Source organism: Pseudomonas extremorientalis (assembly GCF_024584605.1).
Lineage (GTDB): Bacteria > Pseudomonadota > Gammaproteobacteria > Pseudomonadales > Pseudomonadaceae > Aquipseudomonas > Aquipseudomonas extremorientalis.
The window spans coordinates 231858-247744 of the sequence record NZ_CP089519.1; the positions used below are offsets into that span (position 1 = coordinate 231858).

The 15887-nt window shown below is 61.8% G+C and carries 15 protein-coding genes; 14 read left to right on the forward strand and 1 reads right to left on the reverse strand.

Annotation, left to right across the window (positions count from 1 at the left end; all coding sequences use genetic code 11):
• The 11 genes from LUU92_RS01050 (at position 1) to LUU92_RS01100 (ending at position 9270) form a co-directional block, all read left to right on the forward strand.
• On the forward strand, positions 1–852 hold the full coding sequence (locus tag LUU92_RS01050; RefSeq protein ID WP_071489783.1) for a LysR family transcriptional regulator: 852 nt from the start codon (positions 1–3) through the stop codon (positions 850–852).
• A gap of 240 nt (positions 853–1092) precedes the next feature.
• Positions 1093–1902, forward strand: a complete 810-nt coding sequence (locus LUU92_RS01055; protein WP_071489784.1) for an energy transducer TonB — start codon at positions 1093–1095, stop codon at positions 1900–1902.
• A 51-nt stretch (positions 1903–1953) separates the two neighbouring features.
• On the forward strand, positions 1954–2676 hold the full coding sequence (locus LUU92_RS01060; protein WP_130898165.1) for a MotA/TolQ/ExbB proton channel family protein: 723 nt from the start codon (positions 1954–1956) through the stop codon (positions 2674–2676).
• A 1-nt stretch (position 2677) separates the two neighbouring features.
• Positions 2678–3079 carry an ExbD/TolR family protein gene (locus LUU92_RS01065; protein ID WP_010565408.1) on the forward strand — a complete coding sequence of 134 codons (402 nt, stop codon included), beginning with the start codon at positions 2678–2680 and terminating at the stop codon, positions 3077–3079.
• 305 nt (positions 3080–3384) lie between these two features.
• Positions 3385–3966, forward strand: a complete 582-nt coding sequence (locus LUU92_RS01070; RefSeq protein WP_071492529.1) for an alpha/beta hydrolase — start codon at positions 3385–3387, stop codon at positions 3964–3966.
• A 49-nt stretch (positions 3967–4015) separates the two neighbouring features.
• The gene (locus LUU92_RS01075; RefSeq protein WP_058424836.1) at positions 4016–4942 is read left to right on the forward strand and encodes a sigma 54-interacting transcriptional regulator; all 927 of its coding nucleotides are present in this window, start codon (positions 4016–4018) and stop codon (positions 4940–4942) included.
• 128 nt (positions 4943–5070) lie between these two features.
• On the forward strand, positions 5071–5853 hold the full coding sequence (locus LUU92_RS01080) for a MetQ/NlpA family ABC transporter substrate-binding protein (RefSeq protein WP_071492528.1): 783 nt from the start codon (positions 5071–5073) through the stop codon (positions 5851–5853).
• Between the two features lie 490 nt (positions 5854–6343).
• On the forward strand, positions 6344–7009 hold the full coding sequence (locus tag LUU92_RS01085; protein WP_003187615.1) for an amino acid ABC transporter permease: 666 nt from the start codon (positions 6344–6346) through the stop codon (positions 7007–7009).
• A complete protein-coding gene (locus LUU92_RS01090) occupies positions 6990–7649 on the forward strand; it encodes an amino acid ABC transporter permease (RefSeq protein ID WP_071492527.1) in 660 nt (219 codons plus the stop codon). Before LUU92_RS01085 ends, LUU92_RS01090 begins: the two co-directional genes overlap by 20 nt.
• Positions 7646–8422 (forward strand): amino acid ABC transporter ATP-binding protein, encoded by a 777-nt coding sequence (locus LUU92_RS01095; RefSeq protein WP_257103034.1) that lies wholly within the window; start codon positions 7646–7648, stop codon positions 8420–8422. Before LUU92_RS01090 ends, LUU92_RS01095 begins: the two co-directional genes overlap by 4 nt.
• Positions 8419–9270: a transporter substrate-binding domain-containing protein gene (locus tag LUU92_RS01100; RefSeq protein ID WP_257103035.1), complete on the forward strand. Its 852-nt coding sequence runs from the start codon at positions 8419–8421 to the stop codon at positions 9268–9270. Before LUU92_RS01095 ends, LUU92_RS01100 begins: the two co-directional genes overlap by 4 nt.
• A 134-nt stretch (positions 9271–9404) precedes the next feature.
• Here LUU92_RS01100 and LUU92_RS01105 read toward each other — a convergent pair whose 3' ends face one another.
• Positions 9405–10565 carry an AAA family ATPase gene (locus tag LUU92_RS01105; protein ID WP_214498294.1) on the reverse strand — a complete coding sequence of 387 codons (1161 nt, stop codon included), beginning with the start codon at positions 10563–10565 and terminating at the stop codon, positions 9405–9407.
• 121 nt (positions 10566–10686) lie between these two features.
• Here LUU92_RS01105 and LUU92_RS01110 point away from each other — a divergent pair, with 121 nt between their 5' ends.
• From LUU92_RS01110 to LUU92_RS01120, 3 genes are read left to right on the forward strand one after another with little or no spacing between them, the layout of a single operon-like run.
• Entirely contained in the window at positions 10687–11769 is a 1083-nt protein-coding gene (locus LUU92_RS01110; RefSeq protein WP_071492524.1) for an efflux RND transporter periplasmic adaptor subunit, read from the forward strand.
• Positions 11766–12836 carry an efflux RND transporter periplasmic adaptor subunit gene (locus LUU92_RS01115; protein WP_071492523.1) on the forward strand — a complete coding sequence of 357 codons (1071 nt, stop codon included), beginning with the start codon at positions 11766–11768 and terminating at the stop codon, positions 12834–12836. The genes LUU92_RS01110 and LUU92_RS01115 overlap by 4 nt, the downstream gene beginning before the upstream one ends.
• On the forward strand, positions 12833–15886 hold the full coding sequence (locus tag LUU92_RS01120; protein ID WP_093513589.1) for an efflux RND transporter permease subunit: 3054 nt from the start codon (positions 12833–12835) through the stop codon (positions 15884–15886). Before LUU92_RS01115 ends, LUU92_RS01120 begins: the two co-directional genes overlap by 4 nt.
• The last annotated feature ends 1 nt before the right edge of the window (position 15887 follow it).

Below are 15887 nucleotides of genomic sequence, written 5' to 3' on the forward strand. Positions count from 1 at the left end.
ATGTTCGATCCCGTGTTGTTGCGCAGCTTTGTCGCCGTGGTGGACTGCGGCAATTTCACCCGCGCGGCAGAGCGCCTGCACTTGACCCAGTCCACCGTCAGCCAGCAGATCCGCCGCCTGGAAGAGGCGGTGGCGTGCCAGCTGCTGGATCGCGACCAACGTCGTGTGGTGGCGACGGCGGAAGGCGAGCGCCTCCTGGCCTATGCGCGGCGCATCCTCGCGTTACATGAGGAAGCCGCCGACGTATTGATCAACCAGCAAAGCGACGGCGTGCTGCGCCTCGGTGTGCCGGAAGACTTCGCTGCCGAACGCCTGATGCCTCTGTTATCGGCCTTTGTGCTGGCGTACCCCAGGGTGCGCCTGGAGGTCACCAGCGGTCTTGGCCCCGAGTTGCAGCGCCAGTACCGTAGCGGTGAGTTCGACGTATTGCTGGTCAAGCAGATGGGCGACAGCGACGACTGCCTGGCCTCATGGCCAGAGCCGTTGTGTTGGGTGGACAGCCGCAGTACGCCATCCCTGGGGCGCGACCCTTTGCCGTTGGTGGCTTTTCCGGTGGGGGGCCTGTACCGCAATGAAATGCTGCAACATCTGGAAGTGGGGGGCTGGCGCTGGCGCATCGGTTACTCCAGCGCGAGCCTGGCCAGTGTGTGTTCGGCGGTGGCGGCGGGGTTGGGTATCAGTCTGTTACCCCGGCGTGTGGTGCAGGCCGGGCATGTCGTATTGGGCGCGGACAGCGGTTTGCCTGCGGTGCAGGGCGTGCGGCTGGCGTTGTACGGACGCACTGGCCTCGGCGCGGCGGGGCAGAGCCTGCAACGCCAATTGCTGGATTTGTGTGCTAACAGCCCGGCCTGAACGATGCCTTTGCCGAATATTTTTCATGCCCGGAAAGCATTGAAAAACATCGCCTGGACGCCAGCCCACGCAGGACGGGGCTTTGGCGTTTCATCATGTTTCATTTATTCGTTTTAGGTCTATGTATAACTTTAAAGGTTACTTTAAGAGATAAGCCTCTGGCGCCGATGATTCAGCCCACGACGGCCTTCCAAGCAGGCCTGTCGGTTTTTTTGCTTAAAAACCGTAGGGAGTGAATCAATGGGCAATGTCCAGACCGCCGCCAGTGCACACGAGGCGCCGTGGCGCCAGGCACCGGGTGGTGAGTTGGTCGACCTTGGCCGGCCGCACCGCGCGCCGTTGGGACAACTGCGAACGCAGAGGACTCCGAAGCGTTTCTCCAGCCGTCGCGAAGGTATTCTGCTCGGCCTGCTGGTGCTGGCCCTGCACGGTGCGGTGATCTACTGGGTGAGCCAGAAGCCGACCCCGGTGTTGCCGATCGTGCCGCCGGAAATTCCACCGATGACCATCGAATTTTCCCAGCCGGCACCCCCGGTGGTGGAACCGCCACCGCCCGTGCCGCCACCGCCGCCGCCTGTGGTCGAGCCACCGCCGCCGGTGGTGGATGAATTGGCCGCCAAGCCGGCGCCGCCAAAACCGATTCCTAAACCCAAACCCAAGCCAGTGCCAAAGCCTGAGCCCAAGCCTGCACCGAAACCGCCCGAGCAACCGCCTGCGCCACCGACTCCCGCGCCGCCTGCGCCTCCAGCACCACCGGCGCCGGCTCCGGTTACGCCCGCTTCGGCCAACGCCGCGTACTTGAAGAACCCGGCGCCGGAGTATCCGTCACTGGCCCAGCGGCGTGGTTGGGAAGGCACGGTGTTGCTCAGGGTGCATGTACTGGCCAGCGGTAAGCCGGGCGAGATCCAGATCCAGAAGAGCAGCGGTCGCCAGCAGCTCGATGACGCCGCACTGACCGCCGTGAAGCGTTGGAGCTTCGTGCCGGCCAAGCAGGGCGAGGTGGCCCAGGACGGCTGGGTCAGCGTCCCGATCGATTTCAAGATTCACTAATTATTCGGCTGCGGTGTGTTGCACGCGCCGCGACCTGCACAGAGGGAAGACATCATGGCATTAGCATCTCCACTTGAATCCATCGAAAGCGCGGTGATCTGGCTGCTGGTGGTTTTTTCGGTCGCCACCTGGGGCCTGGCCCTGCTCAAGGGCGTGCAGTTCGGTCGCCTCAAGGCGCAGGATCGCAAGTTCCATAAACAGTTCTGGGCGGCGTCGAGTCTCGACTCGGCTGCCGAGCTGGCGCAAACCCAGCCGGGTGCCGCTGCCCGCGTGGCCCAGGCCGGCTACGCCGCGATCCAGGTGGGCGAAACCCCACACGCGACGGACCTGAGCCAGGCGATCAACCACCAGGACCGCCTTGAGCGAGCCCTGCGCCAGCAGATCGTGCGAGAGCGGCGCTCCCTGGAAACCGGCCTGGCCGTGGTCGCCAGTATCGGCAGCACCTCGCCGTTCATCGGCCTGTTCGGTACTGTGTGGGGCATCATGGAAGCGCTCAAGGGCATCAGTGCCGCCGGTTCCGCCAGCCTCGAAACGGTGGCCGGCCCGATTGGTGCGGCACTGGTTGCGACGGGCGTCGGTATCGCCGTCGCCGTGCCGGCGGTGCTGGTCTACAACTACTTCCTGCGTCGCCTCAAGCTGACCGCTGCCGACCTCGATGACTTCGCCCACGACTTCTACAGCCTGGCGCAGAAAAATTCCTTCCGTGTGCTGCTGCACCCGACCCTGAACAAAACCACTGCCGCTAACCCGCAGAAAGTGAAGGAGGCGTCCTGACATGGCCTTCTCCACGCAAGACAGCGATGAGGTACTGAGCGAGATCAACGTCACGCCGCTGGTGGACGTGATGCTGGTGCTGCTGGTGGTGTTTATCGTCACCGCGCCGCTTTTGACCAACGCGATTCCGATCAACCTGCCCAAGACTGAGGCGGTCGCGCCGGTGGAGCAGAAAGACCCGCTAGTGGTGAGCATCGACGGCGCCGGCAAACTGTTTATCAACAAGGACGAAATCCAGCCGGACTTGCTGGAGTTCAACCTGCAGGCGGCCAAGGCCAAGGACCCCGATGTGCGGGTGCAACTGCAGGCGGATGATGGCGTGAACTACGGCGAAGTGGCGCGAGCCATGGCGTCTATCGAACGCGCGGGCATTACCAAGCTGTCGGTGATTACCGCTCGTTAAGTTACACAAGCCTCGACAAGTTTTTGGCCGTTTCCTTGGCAGGGTGCGGCCTTTTTTTGCCTGCGATTCAATCCGCTACTTGAAATGCAATCCAAATGTGGGAGGGGGCTTGCCCCCGATTGCAGTATGTCAGCCAATCAATCTGTAACTGATACACCGCCATCGGGAGCAAGCTCCCTCCCACATTTTGAACTTCATTAATTTTGAATTTTTGGTTATTAATAAATAGCTTCTTATTCCTTAACGAATATAACACCCGTCCCTATACTGTTCAGCAACGTTAAACGCTGCAGGAGGGCACACCCATGCACAGCGAGTCGATTCGTTATCTGATCGTGCCGGGCTGGCAAGGATCGCCAGAAGATCATTGGCAAAGTCACTGGCAGGCCAGCCTGCCCAACAGCGCCCGCGTGGAGCAGGCCGACTGGCTGACGCCACGTCGAGAAGATTGGGTCGCTGCGCTGGCCGAGGCCATCGCAGCCGACAGCACGCCGGTGATCCTGATCGCCCATAGCCTGGGCTGCATCACGGTGGCGCATTGGGCGGCCACCGCGCCGGTGCACTTCCTGCGCCAGGTGCGCGGTGCCTTGCTGGTGGCCCCGGCCGATGTCGAACGGCCCGCCTGCTCACCTGCGTTGCGTAATTTTGCGCCGATCCCGACCGACCTGTTGCCGTTCCCCAGCCAGGTGGTCAGCTCCGACAACGACAGTGCTGTCAGCGCCCCGCGAGCCCTGGAATTGGCCCGCAACTGGGGCGCCGAAGCCGGCATTCTGTCGGGGGCGGGGCACATCAATGTGAAGTCCGGCCACCAGCGCTGGGAACAGGGGTTCGCCTACCTCTATCGCCTGCAAAGCCGCCTTGAGCATCACGCCCGGCGTACTGCCTGAATTTTTTCAACGCCCCGTCCCTTGAGTGGATTGGGGGCGGGAGCCTGCCATGAGTCTGCATGAAACCTACGGCCAGCCATTGCTGACCTTTCCCGACGCGGAAAAAAGCCCACTGAGCATCCGCGCCAAGGCGCTGGTGTTTGTCGACCCGCGTTCGCGGCAGCTGCGCGAAGACCTCGAAAGCCTCGCACCCCGTGCCTTGCCCGTGTTGATCCGCGGCGAGACCGGTAGCGGCAAGGAGTTGCTGGCGAGGCATATTCACCGGGGCAGCGACCGCACCGGTCTGTTTGTCTCGGTCAATTGCGGTGCGATCAGCCCGACCTATGCCGATGCCGAATTGTTCGGTTATGCCGCCGGCAGCCACAGTGGTTCGGCCAGCAGCCGGGCAGGGTGGTTCGGTTCGGCGAATGGCGGCACCTTGTACTTGGACGAGATCGGCGATTTACCGCTGCCGATCCAGGTGAAACTGTTGGCCGCGCTGGAAAACCACGAAGTCACCCGTGTCGGTGCCCATCAGCCGAGCCCGGTGGATGTGCGCCTGGTCGCCGCCACCAGCATCGACCTGGCCCAGGCCGTGGCGGCCGGCAAGTTCCATGAGCGCCTGTTCCACTATCTGAGCGAAGGTCGGTTGGATTTGCCGGCGCTGCGCGAGCGGGTCGGTGACATCTTGTCCCTGGCCGAATACTTCCTGGGCATCTACAGTCAGCGCCTGGACCTGCCGGTGCCGCTGATCAGCGATGCCGCGCAGCGTGTGCTGGAACACCACAGCTGGCCGGGCAATACCCGCGAGCTGGAAAACGTTATTCACTTTGCCCTGCTGGTCAGCAGTGGGGATGAGATTTTGCCCGAACATTTGAATCTGCCGGTGGCGGGTTCTGCGCTGGAACAGGTGCGGCGGATTTTCGAGCGCGCCAGCCCCGCCGAGCGGGAAACGTTAAGTAAATTCCTGCATGAACAAAATGGAATATCAACGTGAATAAAAGATATTGTTCGGGAATAAAAAATCTAGGTATTGTCCCTCCCACGCCGCGATAGCACTTCGCTGGCACACTACATAAAAAACGGTCGTCAGAGACGCCCCCGGAATTCCGATAAGGACACTGCATGAAAAAGGTTCTGTTGTTTACCGCACTGGCGGCTGCCCTGACTGCAAGCTTCGCCCAGGCCAACGAAAAACTGGTGGTGGCCGCCACGCCGATCCCGCACGCCGAGATCCTCGAACTGGTCAAGCCAACCCTCGCCAAAGAAGGCGTGGACCTGGAAATCAAAGTCTTCACCGACTACGTACAGCCAAACGTACAGGTTGCCGAGAAACGCCTGGACGCCAACTATTTCCAGACCCTGCCGTACCTGGAAAACTTCAACAAAGGCAAGGGCACCAACCTTGTGACAGTGGTCGGCGTGCACGTTGAACCGTTCGGCGGCTACTCGAAAAAGATCAAGAAAATTGAAGATCTGAAAGATGGTGCCACCGTGGCCATCCCCAACGAAGGTTCCAACAGCGGTCGCGCCCTGTTGCTGCTGCAGAAAGCCGGCGTGATCACCCTGAAAGACCCGACCAATGCCTTGGCCACGCCAAAAGACATCAAGGACAACCCCAAGCACCTGAAATTCAAGGAGCTGGAATCGGCCCTGCTGCCACGCGTGCTGGACCAGGTTGACCTGGACCTGATCAACACCAACTACGCCCTGGAAGCCGGCCTGAACCCGGCCAAGGATGCGCTGATCATCGAACACGCCGATTCGCCGTACGTGAACTTCCTGGTGGCTCGCCCGGACAACAAGGACAGCGATGCGATCCAGAAGCTGTCCAAGGCCCTGACCAGCCCGGAAGTCAAAGCCTTCATCGAGAAGAAGTACAACGGTGCTGTAGTGCCTGCGTTCTGATGTAACCCAAACCCCCTTCAAGGTTTGAACGCCGACGGCTGTACAGCGTCGGCGTTTTTTTATGCCCTGAATGTGGAATGCAATCCAAATGTGGGAGGGGGCTTGCCCCCGATAGCAGTGGTTCAGTCAGCACATTTTTTCTGTGCCACCACCATCGGGGGCAAGCTCCCTCCCACATTTGATCCGCTTTGATCTAGAGAGCTCTGCTATTGATCGCCCTGCGCAACGCCATCAACCACTTCACCAACTCCTGCGGATCCATCGGTTTCACTTCCTTCATGGTTCGATCCCTCGAATCTCAGACCTCCAAACCATAGCCCTCACCCGCCAAACCCGCGAATCCGGCGGTTATCTTTTTGGGTGATATCAATATGCTATTTGGGTATTTAAACTTTGATTTTTATACCTTTAAAGTTCGCGCTACCCGGCGTTACCCACACCGGATCGGATTGCGCTCGCTGCACTACCCGTGCGGCGTCATGGACTGGAAATGACCTTCGATTTCGCTTTTATCCTCAGCACCCTGCCGGCGTTCCTGAAGGCCGTGGGGGTGACGCTGCAAGTGGGCCTGATCGCCATTGCCACCTCCCTGCTGGTGGCGCTGATCAACGCCGCGCTGCTGGTGTTTCGCACACCTTACCTGTCGCGCCTGGTGGCGCTGTATGTGGAGCTGGCGCGTAACACGCCGCTGCTGATCCAGCTGTTTTTCGTGTACTTCGCGCTACCGGCCCTGGGCTTCAATATCTCCGGGTTTTGGGCGGCGATCATCACCATGACCTTCCTCGGCGGCGCCTACCTCACCGAAGTGCTGCGCGCCGGTGTGGAAGCGGTGCCGCTGGCGCAGATCGAGTCGGGCAAGTCCATCGGCCTGTCCGACTGGCAACTGCTGCGCCACGTGATCCTGCCCCAGGCCGGCATCCTCAGCCTGCCAGCGCTATTCGCCAATTTCATCTTCCTGCTCAAAGAGACCACCGTGGTCTCCGCCGTGGCGGTGCCGGAGATTCTCTACACCACCAAGAGCTACATAGCGCTCTACTACAAGACCTACGAAATGCTCGCCGTGCTGACGCTGATTTGCGTGTTGCTGTTCTTGCCGCTGTCGCTGCTGCTCAGCCGCCTGGAAAGGAGGCTCCAGCATGGCCAGTTCGGGTCTTGAGTTGCTGTGGGTGTCGTTGCCGCAACTGGGCAAGGGCGCTGCGCAAACCCTGTCGATTTCGTTCTTGAGCATCGCCTTCAGCACCGTCGGCGGCGTGCTGTACGGCGTACTGCGCACGTTGAACAACCGCCTGATCAACGGCGTGCTGCGGGTGTACCTGGAATTGTTCCGCGCGATCCCGGTGCTGGTGTGGCTGTACCTGGTGTTTTTCGGCTTGCCGATTTTCTTTGGTTTGAGCATTCCGAGCTTCTGGTGCGCGGTGTTGGTGCTGTCGCTGTGGGGCGCCAGCGAAGTGGGCGAGGTGGTGCGCGGCGCGTTGCATTCGCTGCCCCGTGGCCAGCGTGAAGCGGGCTTGTCGATTGGCCTGTCCGACCCGCAGCTGTACGGCTACGTGCTGCTGCCGCAAGCGCTCAAGCGCATGACGCCGCCGACCATCAATGTCTACACGCGCATTATCAAGACCAGTTCCCTCGCGGTGCTGATCGGTGTGGTGGACGTGATCAAGGTCGGCCAGCAAATCATCGAACGCACCTACGAGTCCGTGTTGATCTACGGCGTGCTGTTCCTGTTTTTCTTCTTTATCTGCTACCCGTTGTCGGCCGCCTCCAAGGTGCTGGAACGGCGCTGGGGCCAGGCATGAACGCATTGATCGAGTTCCAGGGTTTCAACAAATTCTTTGGCGAGGCGCAGGTGCTCAAGGGCATCGACCTGAGCGTGCAAAGCGGTGAAGTGGTGGTGATTCTCGGCCCCAGCGGTTGTGGCAAAAGCACCTTGCTGCGTTGCCTCAATGGGCTGGAAGTCGCGCACAGCGGCAGCCTGCGTTTCGCCGGCAAAGAGCTGTTGGACAAACACACCGACTGGCGCCAGGTGCGTCAGGACGTGGGCATGGTGTTCCAGAGCTACCACCTGTTCCCACACATGAGCGTGCTCGACAACATCCTGCTCGGCCCGCTGAAAGTGCAAAAACGCGACCCCCGCGAAGCCCGCGAACAGGCCGAGAAACTGCTGGACCGCGTCGGCCTGGCGGACAAGCGCGACGCTTTCCCGCGACAGCTCTCCGGCGGCCAGCAACAACGCATCGCCATCGTCCGTTCGCTGTGCATGAACCCCCAGGTCATGCTGTTTGACGAAGTCACCGCTGCCCTCGACCCGGAGATGGTCAAGGAGGTGCTCGAAGTGATCCAGGGCCTGGCCCGCGATGGCATGACCCTGCTGATCGTCACCCACGAAATGGCCTTCGCCCGCGCCGTCGCCGACCGCGTGGTGTTCATGGAGGCCGGTCGCATCCTCGAACACAACACCCCCGAGGCATTCTTTACGAACCCGCAAACCGCACGCGCGCAGCAGTTCCTGGAGAAGTTCTCCTTTGTTTCAACACTGCCCAAGAAAACCCAGGAACTGGAGCTGATATGAAAAAACTACTGCTGCCACTGTTTGCCGTCGCCCTGCTCGTCGGCTGCGATAAAAAGGCCGAAGAGCCTGCAAAACCGGTTGCCGCCGCAAGCTACCTCGACAAGATCAAGGCGCGCGACAAGCTGATCGTGGGTGTATTCACCGACAAGCCGCCCTTTGGTTTCGTCAACGAAGCCGGGCGCTACGTCGGTTTCGATACCGACATCGGCCGCCAATTCGCCAAGGACCTGCTGGGCGATGAAAACAAAGTCGAATTCGTCGCCGTCGAACCGGCCAGCCGTATCCCGTTCCTGCAAAGCGACAAGGTCGACCTGATCCTCGCCAACATGACCGTAACGCCCGAGCGCAAGGAAGCGGTGGACTTCACCAACCCCAACCTGAAAGTCGCGGTACAGGCCCTGGTGCCCAACGACAGCGCGGTGAAAAGCCTGGATGACCTGGCGACCCGCACCACCATCGTTACCACCGGCACCACGGCTGATATCTGGCTGACCAAGAACCACCCGGACTGGAAACTGCTCAAGTTCGAGAAAAACTCCGAGTCGTTGCAGGCGTTGTCTGCCGGCCGTGGTGATGCCTATGCCCAGGACAACCTTGTGCTGTTCAGCTGGGCCAAGCAGAACCCGGGCTATCGTGTGCTGGAAGAAAAGCTGGGTGATGAAGCGCCGATTGCACCCGCGGTGAAGAAGGGCAACATCGAACTGCGCGACTGGGTGAATGCCGAGCTGGCCAAGTTGGGCGAGGAGAAATTCCTGCTCAAGCTGTACGACCAGTATGTGCGTAAAGAGCTGAGCGATGACACCAAGCCGGAGAGTGTGATTGTTGAAGGCGGGAAGTGGCAGGGCTGATTGTTGATTGATTGTTCTGGCCTCATCGGGGGCAAGCCCCCTCCCACACTGGGTTGGGTTCACAAATTTTGATGTGTGAATACCGTCAAATGTGGGAGGGGGCTTGCCCCCGATGAGGCCGGCACAGCAACCGCCTATTCCGGCCAATGCCAGGCGGGTGCATCCAATATTCCCTGCCCGACGATCCGCGTCTCCCCCAACACCTTTTCCAGCACAATCGAATTGCAGCCCTCATCCTGCTGCAATGCCGCAATCAGGCGGCTGGCATGGGACACCACCCACACCTGGCAGTGCTGGGACGCCTGGATGATCAAGCGCGCCAATGCCGGTAGCAGGTCCGGGTGCAAACTGGTCTCTGGCTCGTTCAGCACCATCATGGTCGGCGGCCGAGGTGTGAGCAGCGCCGCGATCAGTAGCAGGTAACGCAAGGTGCCGTCCGACAACTCCGCCGCCGACAGCGGCCGCAGCAAGCCCTCCTGATAAAACTCAATCGTAAAGCGCCCACCCTGCAACGGTTGGATATTCAAGCGTGCGCCGGGGAAAGCGTCGCTGACTGCGCGCTGCAATGCCTCGGGATCGCCGATTTCACGAATGGTCTGCAACGCCGCCGCCAGGTCGCGCCCGTCGTGATGTAGCACTGGCGTACGTGTGCCCAGTTGAGGTTGGCGGACCGGCGCGTCGACATCGCTGCGAAAGTGATCATAAAAGCGCCAGCCACGGATGCTTTCGCGCAGCAGCAACACCTCCGGCGAACCGCGCAGGCTGCCAACCTGATCAAACAGGCTGTGGTAGTTCGGCGTGTGCTGGGCCAGCACATCCCAGGCGCGGCCCTCACGCGCCCGCACCATCGGCCCGGAACGCTGCACCAGCAGGCTGGCCGGGCGGTAGATAGGGCCGGCCCAGATGCATTCCTTCTTCACTTCCGGGTCCAGCGAGAAATAGGACAGCGTTTTTTCCGGCAGCCCCAGGGAAATGGCGTAGCTGAAATCTTCCCCGGCAAAGCCCAGGCGCAAGCGTTTGACGCCCTGACGCACGATGGGCTCGACCGGCACCTCACCGCTGCGCATGCGCCGGCTAATGGTCTCCGGCCCGGCCCAGAAGGTCGAATCCAGCCCACCCTCACGGGCCAGCGCATTGATCACCCCACCCTGGGCGGTTTCCGCCAGCAGGCGCAGGGCGCGGTACAAGTTGGACTTGCCGCTGCCATTGGGGCCGGTGACCAGGTTGAGTCGGTCCAGGGGCACTACCAATTTATTGATCGAGCGGTAATTGGCCACCGCGAGGGTCTTGAGCATGGGCATCCAGTCGCCTTGGGAACCATTGGAGTATGGGAGCCTCCATGCAGATAAGGAACCCTGAACTAAGCTCACAGTCGCATACACACTGGCACGTCGGCATCACGCAAAAGGAGCCTGCATGGGCGCTCGCATTTCCACCTGTATTTTCGGCCTTGGCCTACTGGCGCTGTTGAGCGGCTGTGGCGAGGACAAGGCTGAACCCAAGGCCCATTCGCGGGTGTTCGTGCAGACCGTGCAGCCGGCGGATTTCGCGGCGGCGGTCACGCTGACCGGGGATATCCAGGCTCGGGTGCAAACCGATCTGTCCTTCCGCGTGGGCGGCAAAATCATCCAACGCATGGTGGATGTGGGCGACCGCGTGACCGCCAGGCAAGTGCTGGCCAAGCTCGACCCCAAGGACTTGCAGACCAACGTCGATTCCGCGCAGGCCCAGGTCGTAGCCGAACAGGCGCGGGTCAAGCAGACCGCCGCCGCCTTCGTGCGCCAGGAAAAACTCTTGCCCAAGGGCTACACCAGCCGCAGCGAATACGATTCCGCCCAGGCCGCGTTACGCAGCAGCCAGAGCGCCCTGGCTGCCGCCCAGGCTCAACTGGCCAACGCCCGCGAGCAACTCGGCTACACCGCGCTGATCGCCGAAGCGCCTGGGGTGATTACCGCACGCCAGGCCGAAGTCGGCCAGGTGGTACAGGCCACCGTACCGATTTTCAGCCTGGCGCGCGATGGCGAGCGTGATGCGGTGTTCAACGTCTATGAGTCCCTGCTGGTGGAGCCGCCGCCCGATGCGCCGATCACCGTCAGCCTGCTGGATAACCCCAGCATCAAGGCCGTGGGCAAGGTCCGTGAGGTCACCCCCGCCGTGGCCGCCAACACCGGCACTGTGCAGGTGAAAATCGCCCTGCAGGCCTTACCCAAAGGCATGGAGCTGGGCTCGGTGGTAAGCGCCACCGCCAATGGCCCGGCGAAGGCCAGTATCGAATTGCCGTGGGCCGCGCTGACCAAAGACCTCAGCGAACCCGCTGTGTGGTTGGTCGACGGCGACGGCAAGGCGCAATTGCACAAAGTCACCGTGGCACGTTACCTCACCGGCAAAGTCATCATTGGCGACGGCCTCAAGGGCGGCGAAAAAGTTGTGGTCGCCGGCGGGCAATTGCTGCATCCCGGCATGATTGTCGAGATCGCCCAGCCAGGAGCGCAGCCATGAAACGCCTCACGGGGATACTCGCCGCCAGCCTGCTGCTGGTGGCCTGCTCCAAGGAAGAACCGCCGCCCGAGCCCGTGCGCCCGGTCCTGTCCATGGAAGTGAAGTCGCAAGACCAGGAAAACCTCGGTCGCTTCGCCGGCACCATCCAGGCGCGCTACGAAAGTAATTTAGGCTTCCGCGTACCCGGCCGCATTGCCCGCCGCGCGGTGGACGTGGGCGCCGAGGTGGAGAAGGGCGCCTTGCTCGCCGTCCTCGACCCCACCGACCAACAGAACCAACTGCGCTCGGCCCAGGGCGACCTGGCCCGCGTGCAGGCGCAATACATCAACGCCCAGGCCAATGCGCGCCGCCAGCAGGAGCTGTTCAACCGTGGCGTCGGCGCCCAGGCCCAGCTGGATATCGCCCAGACCGACCTGAAGACCACCCAGGCCTCGCTCGATCAGGCCCAGGCCTCCGTCAATCAAGCCAAGGACCAGCTCAACTACGCCGAACTGCGCACTGACCACGCCGGTATCGTCACCGCCTGGAATGCCGAGGCCGGCCAGGTGGTCAGTGCCGGCCAGCAGGTCGTCACCCTGGCGCGCCCGGATATCAAGGAAGCCGTGATCGACCTGCCCGCCGGCCTCGCCGAGCGCTTGCCACCGGACGTGGTGTTCCTGGTTGCCGGGCAGCTCGACCCCAGCGTGCATACCACCGCTATCGTGCGCGAGATCGAACCCCAGGCCCAAAGCGCCACGCGCACCCGACGTGCGCGCCTGACCCTGGCCGACACGCCGCCCGCGTTCCGCCTGGGCACGGCGATCAGCGTAACGTTGAGCACCGCCATCGCCCCGCGCATCGAAGTGCCCCTGAGCGCCTTGCAGGACGTCGACGGCAAGACCCGCATCTGGCTGCTCGACACCCAGAGCCAGACGGTACAACCGCGTGATATCACGGTGATCAGCCGCGATGCCGACAGCGCCTTGCTCAACGGCGGCGTCAAACCTGGCGAGCGCATCGTCACCGCCGGCGTCAACAGCCTGAAACCTGGGCAAAAAGTCAAAATCGACGAGGACAGCCCGCGATGAAAGGGAGCTTCAACTTATCCGACTGGGCCCTCAAGCATCAGTCCTTCGTCTGGTACCTGATGTTCGTCGCGCTGCTGATGGGCGTGTTTTCGTACATGAACCTGGGCCGTGAGGAAGACCCTTCCTTCACCATCAAGACCATGGTGATCCAGACCCGCTGGCCGGGCGCGACCCAGGAAGAAACCCTCAAGCAGGTCACCGACCGCATCGAGAAAAAGCTTGAAGAGCTGGACTCCCTCGACTACGTGAAAAGCTACACCCGGCCGGGCGAGTCCACGGTATTCGTGTTCCTCAAGGACACCACCAGCGCCAAGGACATCCCCCATATCTGGTACCTGGTACACAAGAAGATCGACGACATTCGTGGCAGCTTCCCACCGGGTTTGCAGGGGCCGTCTTTCAACGATGAGTTCGGTGATGTATTTGGCTCGGTGTACGCCTTTACCGGCGATGGCCTGTCGATGCGCCAGTTGCGTGACTACGTGGAGCAGGTGCGCGCCGAGATCCGCTCGGTGCCGGGGTTGGGCAAGGTCGAGATGATCGGCCAGCAGGATGAAGTGATTTACCTGAACTTCTCCACGCGCAAACTGGCGGCGCTGGGGATTGACCAGCGCCAGGTGGTGCAGAGCCTGCAATCGCAGAACGCGGTGACGCCGGCCGGGGTGATCGAGGCCGGGCCGGAGCGGATTTCGGTGCGCACCTCGGGGCAGTTCGCCTCGGAGAAGGACCTGGCCAACGTCAATCTGCGGCTCAATGACCGTTTCTATCGCCTGGCGGATATCGCGGACATCAGCCGGGGTTATGTGGACCCGGCGCGGCCGATGTTCCGGTTCAACGGCAAGCCGGCCATCGGTCTGGCGATTGCCATGCAGAAGGGCGGTAATATCCAGTCGTTCGGCAAGGCCCTGCACGAGCGCATGGACGAACTCACCGCCGACCTGCCAGTGGGCGTCGGCGTGCACAAGGTGTCCGATCAGGCGGAAGTGGTGGAAGAGGCGGTCGGCGGTTTTACCAGTGCCTTGTTTGAGGCCGTCATCATCGTGCTGGTGGTGAGCTTTATCAGCCTCGGCATGCGCGCCGGACTGGTGGTGGCGTGCTCGATTCCGTTGGTGCTGGCCCTGGTGTTCGTGTTCATGGAATACAGCGGCATCACCATGCAGCGTGTGTCGCTCGGCGCGCTGATCATTGCCCTCGGCCTGTTGGTGGACGACGCGATGATCACCGTCGAGATGATGATCACACGCCTGGAAAAAGGCGAGACCAAGGAGCAGGCGGCGACCTACGCCTACACCTCCACGGCGTTCCCCATGCTCACCGGTACGCTGGTGACCGTCGCGGGGTTTGTGCCGATCGGCCTCAACGCCAGCTCGGCGGGCGAGTACACCTTTACCCTGTTTGCGGTGATAGCCGTGGCGATGCTGGTGTCGTGGGTGGTGGCGGTGCTGTTTGCGCCGGTGATCGGCGTGCATATCCTGAGCGCCAACGTCAAACCTCACAACGCAGAGCCGGGGCGGATTGGACGGGCTTTCAATGGCGGCATGCTGTGGGCCATGCGTAACCGCTGGTGGGCGATTGGCATCACCGTGGCGCTGTTCGCGGCGTCGGTGTTTTCCATGCAGTTCGTGCAGAACCAGTTCTTCCCCTCGTCGGACCGCCCGGAAATCCTCGTCGACCTCAACCTGCCGCAAAACGCCTCGATCAACGAGACGCGCAAGGCCGTCGACCGCCTGGAAGCGATCATCAAGGACGACCCGGACATTGCCCGCTGGAGCACGTACATCGGCCAGGGCGCGATCCGTTTCTACCTGCCCCTCGACCAGCAACTGGAAAACCCCTACTACGCGCAGTTGGTCATCGTGAGCAAGGGCCTGGAAGAGCGTGGCGAGTTGATCGCGCGCCTGCAAAAGCGCCTGCGTGATGATTTCGTCGGGATCGGCAGCTACGTGCAGCCGCTGGAAATGGGCCCGCCAGTGGGCCGGCCGATTCAGTATCGCGTGTCGGGCAAAGACACCGACCAGGTGCGCAAGCACGCCATCGAACTGGCGACCTTGCTGGACAAGAACACTCACCTGGGCGAGATCATCTACGACTGGAACGAGCCGGGCAAAGTGCTGCGCATCGACATCGCCCAGGACAAGGCGCGCCAACTGGGGCTGTCGTCGGAAGACGTGGCGCAGTTGATGAACAGCGTGGTCAGCGGCGCTTCGGTGACCCAGGTGCATGACGATATCTACCTGATCAACGTGGTGGGTCGTGCCGAAGACGCTGAGCGCGGTACGCCGGAAACCTTGCAGAACCTGCAGATCGTCACGCCCAACGGTACGTCGATTCCGCTGCTGGCCTTCGCCACCGTGCGTTACGAGCTGGAGCAGCCACTGGTGTGGCGTCGCGACCGCAAGCCGACCATCACCATCAAGGCTTCGGTGCGCGATGAGATGCAGCCGACGGACCTGGTCAAGCAGCTCAAGCCGGAAATCGACAAGTTCAGCGCTGGCCTGCCGGTGGGCTACAAGGTCGCTACCGGCGGCACCGTGGAAGAAAGCGGCAAGGCCCAGGGGCCGATTGCCAGCGTGGTGCCGTTGATGCTGTTTCTCATGGCGACGTTCCTGATGATCCAGCTGCACAGCGTGCAGAAGATGTTCCTGGTGGCGAGCGTCGCGCCGCTCGGGCTGATCGGTGTGGTGCTGGCGTTGATCCCTACGGGCACGCCCATGGGTTTCGTGGCGATCCTCGGCATCCTGGCGTTGATCGGCATCATCATCCGTAACTCAGTGATCCTGGTGACGCAGATTCATGAGTATGAGGTGGCCGGCTATACGCCGTGGGATGCGGTGGTGGAAGCCACCGAGCATCGGCGCCGGCCGATCCTGCTCACGGCGGCGGCGGCGAGCCTGGGCATGATCCCGATTGCCCGTGAGGTGTTCTGGGGGCCGATGGCCTACGCGATGATCGGCGGGATCATCATCGCGACTTTGTTAACACTTTTGTTTTTGCCTGCGCTTTATGTGGCTTGGTACAAGATCCGGGAGCCCAAACCAGAGCAGAGCTGAA

What these genes read in the sequence shown, in the direction of transcription:
- LUU92_RS01090 (WP_071492527.1), top strand. Translation starts at nt 6,990, where the DNA reads ATGGCCAGTTCGGGTCTTGAGTTGCTGTGGGTGTCGTTGCCGCAACTG.
- LUU92_RS01120 (WP_093513589.1), top strand. Translation starts at nt 12,833, where the DNA reads ATGAAAGGGAGCTTCAACTTATCCGACTGGGCCCTCAAGCATCAGTCC.
- LUU92_RS01075 (WP_058424836.1), top strand. Translation starts at nt 4,016, where the DNA reads ATGAGTCTGCATGAAACCTACGGCCAGCCATTGCTGACCTTTCCCGAC.
- LUU92_RS01080 (WP_071492528.1), top strand. Translation starts at nt 5,071, where the DNA reads ATGAAAAAGGTTCTGTTGTTTACCGCACTGGCGGCTGCCCTGACTGCA.
- LUU92_RS01055 (WP_071489784.1), top strand. Translation starts at nt 1,093, where the DNA reads ATGGGCAATGTCCAGACCGCCGCCAGTGCACACGAGGCGCCGTGGCGC.
- LUU92_RS01065 (WP_010565408.1), top strand. Translation starts at nt 2,678, where the DNA reads ATGGCCTTCTCCACGCAAGACAGCGATGAGGTACTGAGCGAGATCAAC.
- LUU92_RS01115 (WP_071492523.1), top strand. Translation starts at nt 11,766, where the DNA reads ATGAAACGCCTCACGGGGATACTCGCCGCCAGCCTGCTGCTGGTGGCC.
- LUU92_RS01095 (WP_257103034.1), top strand. Translation starts at nt 7,646, where the DNA reads ATGAACGCATTGATCGAGTTCCAGGGTTTCAACAAATTCTTTGGCGAG.
- LUU92_RS01070 (WP_071492529.1), top strand. Translation starts at nt 3,385, where the DNA reads ATGCACAGCGAGTCGATTCGTTATCTGATCGTGCCGGGCTGGCAAGGA.
- LUU92_RS01085 (WP_003187615.1), top strand. Translation starts at nt 6,344, where the DNA reads ATGACCTTCGATTTCGCTTTTATCCTCAGCACCCTGCCGGCGTTCCTG.
- LUU92_RS01050 (WP_071489783.1), top strand. Translation starts at nt 1, where the DNA reads ATGTTCGATCCCGTGTTGTTGCGCAGCTTTGTCGCCGTGGTGGACTGC.
- LUU92_RS01110 (WP_071492524.1), top strand. Translation starts at nt 10,687, where the DNA reads ATGGGCGCTCGCATTTCCACCTGTATTTTCGGCCTTGGCCTACTGGCG.
- LUU92_RS01105 (WP_214498294.1), bottom strand. Translation starts at nt 10,565, where the DNA reads ATGCTCAAGACCCTCGCGGTGGCCAATTACCGCTCGATCAATAAATTG.
- LUU92_RS01100 (WP_257103035.1), top strand. Translation starts at nt 8,419, where the DNA reads ATGAAAAAACTACTGCTGCCACTGTTTGCCGTCGCCCTGCTCGTCGGC.